The organism is Amycolatopsis sp. NPDC050768, from assembly GCF_040654155.1.
Taxonomy (GTDB): domain Bacteria; phylum Actinomycetota; class Actinomycetes; order Mycobacteriales; family Pseudonocardiaceae; genus Amycolatopsis.
In genome coordinates this window covers 431,943-444,150 of the sequence record NZ_JBFAHL010000005.1, presented here as the reverse complement: position 1 = coordinate 444,150, position 12,208 = coordinate 431,943, and the positions used below count along the sequence as shown (strand labels likewise).

At 71.8% G+C, this 12,208-nt stretch carries 7 protein-coding genes; all 7 read left to right on the top strand.

The window, feature by feature from the left end; all coding sequences use genetic code 11:
* Positions 1 to 27 precede the first annotated feature (27 nt).
* Positions 28 to 888 (top strand): LLM class F420-dependent oxidoreductase, encoded by an 861-nt coding sequence (locus tag AB0H62_RS18150; protein ID WP_360586988.1) that lies wholly within the window; start codon positions 28 to 30, stop codon positions 886 to 888.
* Positions 889 to 933: 45 nt separating this feature from the next.
* Positions 934 to 2,334, top strand: coding sequence for a M1 family metallopeptidase (locus AB0H62_RS18145; protein WP_360586986.1), 1,401 nt, complete (start codon positions 934 to 936; stop codon positions 2,332 to 2,334).
* Positions 2,331 to 3,719, top strand: coding sequence for a M1 family metallopeptidase (locus tag AB0H62_RS18140; RefSeq protein ID WP_360586984.1), 1,389 nt, complete (start codon positions 2,331 to 2,333; stop codon positions 3,717 to 3,719). Before AB0H62_RS18145 ends, AB0H62_RS18140 begins: the two co-directional genes overlap by 4 nt.
* Positions 3,720 to 3,916: 197 nt before the next feature.
* On the top strand, positions 3,917 to 5,896 hold the full coding sequence (gene malQ, locus AB0H62_RS18135; RefSeq protein ID WP_360586983.1) for a 4-alpha-glucanotransferase: 1,980 nt from the start codon (positions 3,917 to 3,919) through the stop codon (positions 5,894 to 5,896).
* A 98-nt stretch (positions 5,897 to 5,994) separates the two neighbouring features.
* Entirely contained in the window at positions 5,995 to 8,124 is a 2,130-nt protein-coding gene (gene glgX / locus AB0H62_RS18130; protein ID WP_360586981.1) for a glycogen debranching protein GlgX, read from the top strand.
* Positions 8,121 to 10,415 (top strand): malto-oligosyltrehalose synthase, encoded by a 2,295-nt coding sequence (treY, locus tag AB0H62_RS18125; RefSeq protein ID WP_360586979.1) that lies wholly within the window; start codon positions 8,121 to 8,123, stop codon positions 10,413 to 10,415. Before glgX ends, treY begins: the two co-directional genes overlap by 4 nt.
* A complete protein-coding gene (gene treZ / locus AB0H62_RS18120) occupies positions 10,416 to 12,137 on the top strand; it encodes a malto-oligosyltrehalose trehalohydrolase (RefSeq protein WP_360586977.1) in 1,722 nt (573 codons plus the stop codon).
* The last annotated feature ends 71 nt before the right edge of the window (positions 12,138 to 12,208 follow it).

Below are 12,208 nucleotides of genomic sequence, written 5' to 3'. Positions count from 1 at the left end.
AAACACGTTCTAATACTGTCGGGAGTCGTGAGATACGGCATCGTGCTCTTCACGAGCGACCGCGGGATCGCCCCCGCGGCGGCGGCGCAGGCGGCCGAATCGGCCGGGTTCGACACCTTCTACGTCCCCGAGCACACGCACATCCCGGTCAAGCGCACGGCCGCGCACCCGCGCACCGGCGACGCGAGCCTGCCCGACGACCGGTACCTGCGCACGCTCGACCCGTGGGTCTCGCTCGCCACCGCGGCCTCGGTCACCACGCGCATCCGCCTGGCCACGGCGGTCGCGCTCCCGGTGGAGAGCGACCCGATCACGCTCGCCAAGGCGATCGCCACGCTGGACCACCTCTCGGGTGGGAGAGTCACGCTCGGCGTCGGGTTCGGGTGGAACACCGACGAGCTGGCCGACCACGGCGTGCCCGCGGGCAAGCGCCGCACCGTGCTTCGCGAGTACCTCGACGCGATGCGTGCCTTGTGGACCGACGAGGTCGCGAGCCACGACGGCGAGCACGTGGCGTTCGGTCCGAGCTGGGCGTGGCCGAAACCGGTGCAGGAGCGGGTTCCCGTGCTCGTGGGCGCGGCCGGAACCGAGCGCACGTTCCGCTGGATCGCGCGCTCGGCCGACGGCTGGCTCACCACACCGTCCGAAGTGGACGTCGAGGAGAACGTCGGCCTGCTGCGCGAGATCTGGCGCGCCGAGGGTCGCACCGGCGAGCCGCAGGTGGCCGCGCTCGGCCCGCGGCCCGATCCGGAAGGCCTCGCGCGGCTCGAAGCGGCGGGGGTCACGGAGGTGATCTTCGGGCTGCCGGACCGCGAGCCGGCCGAGGTCGTGGCCTGGCTCGGGCGGCTCGCGGGCAAACTCGATCACGGAACCCTCATCCGGCCCTGACAAGTTCCTGACCGGTTCGGCCCGCCGTTCTGCCAGCCTGGCGCGGTGCTGAAGAGAGTGTGGGCGACCGCGGTCGCCACCGGCTCGATCCTCGTGCTCGCCTCGAGTACGGCGGTCGCCGCCCCGAGCCCCGGGTCCGACGGCGTCGGCGACCCGCTGTTCCCGCAGGACGGCAACGGCGGCTACCGCGTGAGCCACTACGACGTCGCGCTGGACTACGACCCCGCGAAACCCGATTTCCTCACCGGCGACACGACGGCCGACGCCGTCGCCACCCAGGACCTGAGCCGTTTCGACCTCGATCTCGAGGGCTTCACCGTGCAGAGCGTGACGGTGGCGGGCGTGCCCGCGGCTTTCACCCGCACCGGCGAGCACGAGCTCGTGATCACGCCCGCCGAACCCCTGCGGCGCGGGCAGTCCTTCCGGGTGCGGGTGCGCTACCAGGGCACGCCGGGCTTCTTCTGGATGACGGCCGACGACGCGGGCGCAGTGCACGCGTTCGGCGAGCCGCATTCAGCGTCGAGCTGGTACCCGGTGAACGACCACCCGTCGGACAAGGCGACGTTCCATCTCGCCGTGACGATGCCGGACCTGCCGGGCTGGGCCGTGGTGGGCAACGGGGTGCCCGCGCCGCCGGTGGTGCGCGGCGGGCGCAAGACGTTCTTGTGGACCGAGGACCACCCCGTGGCTTCCTACCTGACAGGCGTGGCGATCGACCGGATGACCGTCCACACGGGACGCCTTGCGAACGGGACCCCGGTCGTCGACGCGTACACCACGGGCGCGGAGGCCGCGAAGCCGTTCGAGGACCGGCTGCCCGAGGTGCTCGGCTTTCTTTCCAACCGCTTCGGCGAGTACCCGTTGTCCTCGGCGGGCGGGATCTTCTACCTCGGCGACACCGGTGGCGGGTTCGAACTGCAGGACCGGCCGGTCTACCCGGGCGGGGTCCCGCCGGAGCGGTTCACCGACATCGTGCACGAGCAGGCGCACCAGTGGTTCGGCGACAGCGTCTCGGTGGCGCGCTGGTCCGACATCTGCCTCAAGGAGTGCTTCGCCACCTACGCGGAATGGCTGTGGCGGGAGGCGAAGGAGGACCACGACCTCGACGCCGACTACCGCGCCGCGCTCACCGCCGCCGCCGACCCGGGCTTCTGGAAGATCCCCCTCGCGAACCCGGGCGACGGGTTCTACGGCGGCTCTTACACCGTCGGCCCGCTCATGCTGCACGCGCTGCGCCGCACCGTCGGCGACCCCGTGTTCTTCCGGACGCTGCGCGATTTCCTCGGCCGGCACCGTGACGCCAACGCTTCCTGGGCCGACTTCGAACACCTCGTGGCCCGCGAGTACGGCCACGACCTCACCGGTTTCTTCACCGCGTGGGCCCACAGCACCGTGATCCCGCCCGAGCCCTACCTCCACCCCGGAACCCTGAAGGAACAAGCATGAGCTGGTACAAAGCGCTGGCACTCGTCGCGAGCGGAGCGGCGGCGCTCGGCATGGCGCGGCCGTCGGCGATCGGCGCGGACGGCGTCGGCGACCCGTACTTCCCGCAGGACGGCAACGGTGGTTACGACGTCTCGCGCTACGACGTGAAGGCGTCCTACGACCCCGCGAACCCGGGTTCCTTCACCGGCGACACCACGGTCCACGCGGCCGCGCGCCAGGACCTCGACCGGTTCGACCTCGATCTGGAGGGCTTCACGGTCTCGGCGGTGACCGTGAACGGCGTGCCGGCCAAGGCGATCGCCCGGTCGGGCGCGCACGAGCTGGTGATCACGCCGCGCACGCGGGTGCGGCGCGGCAGCACCTTCGCGGTGCGCGTCGTGTACTCGGGCCCGCCGGTGGGCGCGAGCTGGCACCGGCTCGTGGGCGGCGGCATCGACGTGAGCGGCGAGCCGCACTCGGCCACGGCGTGGTTCCCCTTGAACGACCACCCCTCGGACAAGGCGGCGCTGCACCTGGAGGCGACCGTGCCGACCGGGTGGACGGTGGTGGGCAACGGGCTGCCCGGCCCGACGACCACGAACGCCGGCCACACGACGTTCCGCTGGCACGAGGACCACCCGATCGTCTCCTACGCCACGACAATGGCGATCGACAAGTTCACCGTGCACACCTCGAAGCTCGCCGACGGCACTCCCGTGATCACCGCGTATGGGCAGAACACGAGCATCCTCCCCGACTCCGAGGCGCTGCTGCCGAAGATCATGGGCCTCCTGACCGACACGTTCGGCCCGTACCCGTTCGACTCGACCGGTGCGATCGTCGTCGAGCCGGAGGCCACCGAGGGCAGCCTCGCGCTGGAGACGCAGACCCGCCCGACCTACGACGGCGCGTTCTTCGACGCGTCGGCCGTGCACGAGCTGGCGCACCAGTGGTTCGGCGACGCGGTGTCCTTTTCGGACTGGCGCGACGGCTGCCTGGCCGAATGCTTCGCCCAGTACGCGGGGCAGCTGTGGGACGAAGCCGAGAACGGGGCCGACCTCGACGAGAGCTACCGCTCGATCGTCGAGCAGAACGCGGGCGACGCGGCCTACTGGCAGGTGCCGATCTACGACCCGGGCAAGGACCGGCCGCTCGACTACGCCCTGTACGACCGCGGCTCGCTCATGCTCCACGCGCTGCGCCGCACGATGGGCGACGACAAGTTCTTCGGCCTGCTGAAGCACTGGATCGCCGCGCACCGCGACGGCAACGCGTCCTGGCCCGACTTCGAGCACTTCGCGTCGGCGCAGGCGGGGCAGGACCTGTCGGGCTTCTTCACCGCGTGGGCGCACAGCTCCGTGATCCCGCCGGCCCAATACCTGTACCCGGGCTCGCTCGCGCGCTGAGCGGGGCACACTTCACTCGAAAAGGTGACGTGCGTCCCCACGCGTCATTCTGTTCACCGGATGGCCTCTCGGTGGGTGTGGCGGTGACCGGCCGGCACGCCCCCCGACTGGCCGGTCACCGCTGTACGCATCCGGCATTCGGGTGCCGCCCGGCGAGGCGATTGGCGCGCCCCGGCGCGGGCCGCGACACTGGGCCGGTGCAGAGCCCGACCGCCTCCGGATCACCGACCCCCGACGTTTCGCCCGAGCTGGCCGAGCTGGCCGCCGCCTACGGCGTGGCGACCCACTACGAGAACTCCGACCGCGTGGAAGTCCGGGTCGAGGCCGAGGTGGTCGTCGCCGTCCTCGCACAGTTCGACGTGGACGCCTCGAGCGCGGAGTCGATCCGCCGGGCACTGGAGCGCGTCCGGGAGTCCCGGGCGTCGGCCGACCTGCCGCCCACGATCGTCGTACGCGCCGGTGACAGGCGCGAGCTGGGCCGCGAGGTCACCGTCGAGCTGGAGGACGGCACGACTCGCGACGTCGGCACCACGCTGCCGGCCGACCTGCCGCTGGGCTGGCACCACGTCGTCGCCGGCGAGCGCCGGGTGCCGCTGGCCGTGGTCCCGGCGAAGCTGCCCGAGGTGCCCGCCGCGTGGGGCTGGATGCTGCAGCTCTACGCCCTGCACTCGGCCGGGTCGTGGGGGATGGGCGACTTCGGCGACCTCCGGACCACGGCCACGCGCTCGGCCGCCGAGCTCGGCGCGGGTGTGCTGCTGGTCAACCCGGTGCAGGCGTTCAGCCCCGCGCACCCCGTGGAGCGCTCGCCGTACTCGCCGTCGAGCAGGCGCTTCGCGAACCCCGTGTACCTGCGGGTCACCGACACCGAGGCGTTCGCCAAGGCCGACGAGGCCACGCGCACGAAGGTGCTGGCCCTGGCCCCGGACGCGGTTCCGGACCTGATCGACTACGACGCCGTGTGGGACGCCAAGCGCACCGCGCTCGAGCTGCTGCGCCCGCACCACCCGCGGCCCGTCGAGCTCCGCGGCGATCTGCGCGACTTCGCGACGTTCGGCGCGCTGGCCGAGGTGCACGGCGCCGACTGGCGCGAGTGGCCCGAGGCCCTGCGCGACCCGGCGAGCACCGAGGTGGCCGCGGCCCGCGAGAAGCTGGCCGACCGCGTCGAGTTCCACGGCTGGCTCCAGCAGCTGTGCCACGAGCAGCTCGACGAGGTCCGTCTCGCGGCGCGTGAGGCCGGGATGACGGTGGGTGTCGTGCACGACCTGCCCGTCGGCGTGCACCCCGGCGGCGCCGACACGTGGGCGCTGCGCGACGTGTTTGCGGCGCGTGTGCGCGTGGGCGCGCCGCCCGACGCGTTCAACCAGCAGGGCCAGGACTGGAACCTCCCGCCGTGGCGGCCCGACCGCCTCGCCGAGGCCGGGTACGCGCCGTTCCGCGACGTCATCCGCGGCGTGTTGCAGCACGCCGACGGCATCCGCGTGGACCACATCGCCGGACTGTGGCGCCTGTGGTGGATCCCGCCGGGCGAGCCCGCCGGCCGCGGCACCTACGTGCACTACGACGCCGAGGCGATGCTCGGCGTGCTCGCGCTGGAGGCCCACCGCGCCGGCGCCGTGGTGGTCGGTGAGGACCTCGGCACGGTCGAGGAGACCGTCACCGAGACCATGCACGAACGCGGCGTGCTCAGCTCCGCCGTGCTGTGGTTCCAGCGCGACTGGGACGCACCGGGCAAACCGTTCGTCCGCCCTGCGGACTGGGACCCGCACGCGATGGCGAGCATCTCGACCCACGACCTGCCCACCGTGTCCGGCTGGCTCGAAGCGGAGCACGTGCGCGTCCGGGCCGAGCTGGGCCTGCTCGACCGGCCCGTGGAGCAGGAGTACACGGAGGCGGCGGCCGAACGCAGCGCGCTGCTCGACCTCGTTGCGCGCGAAGGCATCCCCGCCGACGACCCGGTGGTGGCCTTGCACACGCTCCTGGCCTCGGCGGCGTCACGCCTGGTGCTCACCTCACCTGCCGACGTGGTTGGCGAACGGCGCCAGCCCAACCTGCCCGGGACGATCGACCAGTACCCTAACTGGCGGATCCCGCTCCCCGTCAGTGTCGACGGGTTCTTCGCCGACGCGCGGGTGCGTGCGGCGGTCGCCCCGCTCAAGGCCGCCCGCCCGCTCCCGTAACCGCCCGGGCCGGCCTTCGTGGTTCGAGACCCGCCCGCGCGGGTAAGTCAGTCTTCCCCGAGAAACCCGACAAACCGATGTCCCCCAAGGAGAGTCCCGTGCGTCCCTGGCCCGGAAGGCCCTACCCGCTCGGCGCCACCTACGACGGGGTGGGCACGAACTTCGCCCTGTTCTCCGAGGTCGCCGAGTACGTGGAGCTCTGCCTGTTCGACGAGGACGGCACGGAAACGCGTTCGCGCCTGGAGGAGGTCGACGGGTTCGTCCACCACGGCTACCTGCTCGGCATCGGTCCCGGCCAGCGCTACGGCTTCCGCGTGCACGGCCCGTACGACCCTGACCGCGGCCTGCGCTGCAACCCGAACAAGGTCCTGATCGACCCGTACGCCAAGGCGCTTTCGCGTGGCGTCGACTGGTCGGAGGCGCTGTTCGGGTACGAGTTCGACAACCCGGAGACGCGCAACGACCAGGACTCGGCCGGGCACGTGCCGTACTCGCTGGTGGTGAGCCCGTTCTTCGACTGGGCCAACGACCGCGCACCGCGCACGCCCTACCACGAGACTGTGATCTACGAAGCGCACGTGCGCGGCATGACGATGACGCACCCGTTCGTGCCCGACCGCCTGCGCGGCACGTATGCCGGCCTCGCGCACCCCGCCGTGATCGAGCACCTGAAGAAGCTCGGCGTCACGGCGGTGGAGCTCATGCCGGTGCACCAGTTCGTGACCGACCACGGCCTGGACCAGAAGGGCCTGCGCAACTACTGGGGCTACAACACCATCGGCTTCTTCGCGCCCCACGACGCCTACGCGGCGATGCCGGGGCAGGGCGGGCAGGTGCAGGAGTTCAAGGGCATGGTCCGTGCCCTGCACGAAGCCAACATCGAGGTGATCCTCGACGTCGTCTACAACCACACCGCCGAGGGCAACCACCTCGGGCCGACGCTGTCCATGCGCGGCATCGACAACGAGGCCTACTATCGGCTGGTCGAGGACGAGCCGAAGTACTACATGGACTACACGGGCACGGGCAACTCGCTCAACGTCCGCAACCCCCACACGTTGCAGCTGATCATGGACTCGCTGCGCTACTGGGTCACCGAGATGCACGTGGACGGGTTCCGCTTCGACCTGGCCTCCGCGCTGGCGCGCGAGTTCTACGACGTCGACCGCCTGTCCACGTTCTTCGAGCTCGTGCAGCAGGACCCGATCGTGAGCCAGGTCAAGCTCATCGCCGAGCCGTGGGACGTCGGCCCCGGTGGCTACCAGGTGGGCAACTTCCCGCCACTGTGGACGGAGTGGAACGGGCAGTACCGCGACACCGTGCGCGACTTCTGGCGCGGCGAACCTTCGACGCTGGGGGAGTTCGCCTCCCGCATCACGGGCTCGTCGGACCTCTACCAGGACGACGGCCGGCGGCCGTTCGCGTCGATCAACTTCGTCACCGCCCACGACGGCTTCACCCTCGAGGACCTGGTGTCCTACAACGAGAAGCACAACGAAGCCAACGGCGAGGACAACCGCGACGGCGCCGACGACAACCGGTCGTGGAACTGCGGCGTGGAGGGCCCGACCGAGGACGAGGAGGTCCTCGCGTTGCGCGCCCGTCAGCGCCGCAACCTGCTCGCCACCGTGCTGCTGTCCCAGGGCGTGCCGATGCTGCTGCACGGCGACGAGCTGGGCCGCACGCAGCAGGGCAACAACAACGCCTACTGCCAGGACTCCGAGCTGTCCTGGATGGACTGGGCGCTCGCCAAGGAGAACGCCGACCTCGTCGACTTCACCGCGGCGCTCACCGCGTTCCGCAAACGCCACCCGGTGTTCCGCCGCCGCCGGTTCTTCCAGGGCAAGCCGGTGCGCAAGGGCGAGGAGCTCGGCGACATCGCCTGGTTCACCCCGGCCGGCGAGGAGATGACCGAGCAGAACTGGGACGACGGCTTCGGCAAGTCCGTGGTCATCTTCCTCAACGGCGAGGGCATCTCCGACCTCGACCCGCGCGGCATGGCGGTGGTCGACGAGTCGTTCCTGCTCGCGTTCAACGCGCACTACGAGGACATCGCGATGACCTTGCCCGCCAACGGGTACGGCACCGAGTGGACGGTCGTCGTCGACACGGCCACCGGCCAGGTCGGACAGTCCGATGTGGACCCGGTGCCCGGTGGCGGCAAGCACACGCTCGCCGCGCGGTCGCTCGTGGTGCTCCAGCGCACCGGCCGGGAGGAGCAGGCGTGAACGCGCCGTCCTCGACGTACCGCGTGCAGCTGCGCCCGGAGTTCACCTTCACCGACGCCGCCGGGATCGTCGACTACCTGCGGGCCCTGGGCGCGGGTGCGCTCTACGCGTCGCCGGTGCTCGACGCGACCACCGGCTCCGCGCACGGCTACGACGTGGTCGACCCGACCCGCGCGCGGCCGGAGCTGGGCGGTGAGGAAGCCCGCCAGGTGCTGGTGGCGCGGCTGAAGTCCGCCGGGCTCAAGCTCGTGGTCGACATCGTGCCGAACCACATGTCCGTGGAGGTCCCGAAGCTCAACCGCTGGTGGTGGGACGTGCTCCGCCACGGGCAGGCGTCGGAGTACGCGGGGTTCTTCGACATCGACTGGAGCCACGGCAAGGTGCTGCTGCCCGTGCTCGGCGAGGACGCGGCCGTCGCCGAGCTGACCGTGGACCGCTCCGGTGACGACGACGAACTGGTCTACTACGACCACCGCTTCCCGATCGCGCCCGGCACCGGCGAGGGCACGCCGCAGGGGGTGCACGCGCGCCAGCACTACGAGCTCGTCGGCTGGCGCCGCGGCAACGCCGAGCTGAACTACCGCCGCTTCTTCGACATCACCAACCTCGCGGCCGTCACGGTCGAGAAGGCCGAGGTGTTCGCCGAGACCCACGGCGAGGTGCTGCGCTGGGTGGCCGACGGCGACGTCGCCGGCCTGCGCGTGGACCACCCGGACGGCCTGGCCGACCCGGGCGGCTACCTGCGCCGCCTGCGCGCGGGCGCGCCCGACGCGTGGCTGGTCGTGGAGAAGATCCTGCACCCGGGCGAGGCCCTGCCGCAGAGCTGGCCGGTGGACGGCACCACCGGCTACGACGCGCTCAACGAGATCACCGGCGTCTTCGTGGACCCGGCCGCGAAACCGGTGTTCACGCGGCTCGCGGGTGAGCTGGGCGGACGCACCGACTACCTCGCTGTGGAAGAGGAAGCGCGGCGCCTGGTCACCGACCGGATCCTCGTGGCCGAGGTGCACCGCATCGCGGGCCTGGTCGAGGGGATCGAGCCGGACGCCGCGCGCGCCGCGGTGGCCGAGGTGATGATCGCCTTCGGCGTCTACCGCTCCTACCTGCCGGAGGGCACCGCCGAGTGGACGGGCGCCGTCGAGCGCGCACGCTCGCGCCGGCCCGACCTGGGCGAAGCCTTGTCCGCGCTGGACACGCAGGTCCGCGCGGAACCCGGCGGCGAGCTGGCGACGCGCGTCCAGCAGACGTCGGGCATGGTCGTGGCCAAGGGCACCGAGGACACGACCTTCTACCGCTTCACCCGCTTCGCCGCGCTCAACGAGGTCGGCGGCGACCCCGACCGCTTCGGGCGCGGCGTGGCCGAGTTCCACGAGCTGGCCGCGGGGCGCGCCGCCGGACGTCCGGCGAGCATGACCACGCTGACCACGCACGACACCAAGCGCTCCGAGGACACGCGGGCGCGGCAGGCGGCGTTGTCCGAGCTGGCCGAGGAGTTCGGCGCCGCCGTGCGCCGCTGGACGAAGCGCCGCGGCATCGACGAGCCGGCGTTGAACCTGCTGGCCTGGCAGACGCTCGTGGGCGCGTGGCCGATCGCGCCCGAGCGCCTGCGCGACTACCTCGACAAGGCGGCGAAAGAGTCGAAGCTCCGCACCACCTGGACCGACCACGACGAGGCGTTCGAGCAGGCCGTCGCCGCGTGGCCCGAGCAGGTGCTCGGCGACGCCGAGCTGGTGGCTGAGGTCGAGGAGTTCGTCGCGAAGCTCCGCGGTCCGGGCTGGGTGACCTCTCTGGGCCAGAAACTGGTGCAGCTGGCCGGGCCGGGCGTGCCGGATGTCTACCAGGGCACCGAGTTGTGGGACTTCTCGCTCGTGGACCCGGACAACCGGCGCGAGGTCGACTACGGCGCGCGCCGCGAGATCCTCGAGCGCGTGCTGGCCGGCGAGCAGCCGGAGGTCGACGAATCCGGTGCCGCGAAGCTGCTCCTGGTCCACCGGACGCTGACGCTGCGGCGCGAACGGCCCGAGCTGTTCACCGGCTACCGCCCGCTGAAGGCCGAGGGCACGACCGCCGAGCACCTGCTGGCGTTCCAGCGCGGGGAGGACCTGGCGGTGGCCGTGACGCGGCTGCCCGTCGGGCTCGAGAAGTCCGGCGGCTGGCGCGACACCGTGCTGCCGCTGACCGACGGCTTCTGGACCGACGTGCTCACCGGCCGCGCGGTCGGCGACGCGCCCATGGCCGCGACGCTGTTCGACAAGTACCCGGTGGCTCTTCTGGTGCGAGGGGATTCCTGAATGTTCACCGTGTGGGCGCCCGCCGCGGAGCGCGTGCGGGTGCGGGTCGACGGCTCTGACCACGAGATGCGCCAAACCGCCGGCGGCTGGTGGCAGGCCAAAGTCACCGGTACCGACTACGCCTTCCTCCTCGGCGACGACGACAAGCCGCTGCCGGACCCGCGTTCGCTGCGCCAGCCGGCCGGCGTCCACGAGGCTTCGCGCGTGTACGACCACGCCGAGTTCGAGTGGACCGACGGCGCGTGGACGGGCCGTCGGCTGCCCGGCGGCGTCGTGTACGAGCTGCACCTGGGCACCTTCACCGAGGGCGGCACGTTCGACTCGGCGATCGAGCGGCTCGGCCACCTCGTGGACCTCGGCATCACGCACGTCGAGCTGCTGCCGGTGAACTCGTTCGACGGCACGGCCGGCTGGGGCTACGACGGCGTGCTGTGGGGCGCGGTGCACGAGCCCTACGGCGGACCGGACGGCTTCAAGCGGTTCGTCGACGCGTGCCACTCCCGCGGCCTCGCCGTGGTGCTGGACGTCGTCTACAACCACCTGGGTCCCTCTGGCGCCTACCTCGACCGCTTCGGCCCGTACTTCGCCGGCCACACCGACTGGGGCGCGGGCCTCAACCTCGACGGCCCGGGCTCCGACGAGGTGCGCCGCTACGTGCTCGACAACGCGCTGGGCTGGCTACGCGACTTCCACGTGGACGCGCTGCGACTCGACGCCGTGCACGCGCTGGTGGACAAGCGCGCCACGCACCTGCTGGAGGAGCTGGCCGCCGAGGTCGGCGAGCTGTCCGCGGCCGTGCGACGCCCGCTCACCCTGATCGCCGAGTCGGACCAGAACGACCCGCGGCTCGTCACCCCGCGTGAAGGTGGTGGCTACGGCGTGCACGCGCAGTGGTCCGACGACCTGCACCACACGCTGCACGTCCGCATCACCGGCGAGACCTCCGGTTACTACGCGGACTTCGCCGCGCCCGGCGCGCTCGCGAAAACGTTGCGCGAGGTGTTCTTCCACGCCGGAAGCTGGTCGTCGTTCCGCGAACGCACCCACGGCCGTCCGGTGGACACGCGCAAGGTGCCGGGCGACCGGTTCCTCGCGTACCTGCAGAACCACGACCAGATCGGCAACCGTGCCACCGGCGACCGGCTCTCGGCCACTGTCGCGCCGGGCCTGATCGCGGCCGCGGCCGCGGTGGTGTTCTGTTCGCCGTACACGCCGATGGTGTTCATGGGCGAGGAGTGGGCGGCGAGCACGCCGTGGCAGTTCTTCGCTTCCTTCCCAGACCCGGAGCTGGCCGAGGCCGTGCGCACGGGCCGGCGGCGCGAGTTCGGCCGCCACGGCTGGGGCGAGGCCGACGTGCCGGACCCGATGGACCCGGCGACCGTCGCGCGCTCGCGGCTCGACTGGTCCGAGCCGGAGCAGCCGGCGCACCAGGAGATGCTGCGGACCTACCGCACGCTGATCCGGCTCCGGCGCGAACGGCCCGAGCTGGCCAACCCGAGCCTCGACGGATTCGTCGTGCGGGCGGCACCGGACGATTCGTGGCTCGTGCTGCACCGCGGCGCACTGAGGCTCGTCTGCAACTTCGGCGAAACCACGGCGACCGTCCCACTGGCCGGGACGCCGGGGGAGGTCCTGGCGTCCTGGGACACGCCGGAGTTCGACCATGCCGGTGAATCCGTGCGGTTGCCTCCCGCGTCTTTCGTGCTGGTGGCGACCTCCTGACCGGCGTTTACGCGGGAAATCCGGCACTTTCCCCGGAAAGTTCAGCCGGGTAGCCGGACCCGCGGGACGGG

Excerpts from the sequence above, each read along its gene's own strand:
- AB0H62_RS18140 (WP_360586984.1), top strand. The coding sequence starts at position 2,331 with ATGAGCTGGTACAAAGCGCTGGCACTCGTCGCGAGCGGAGCGGCGGCG.
- treZ (WP_360586977.1), top strand. The coding sequence starts at position 10,416 with ATGTTCACCGTGTGGGCGCCCGCCGCGGAGCGCGTGCGGGTGCGGGTC.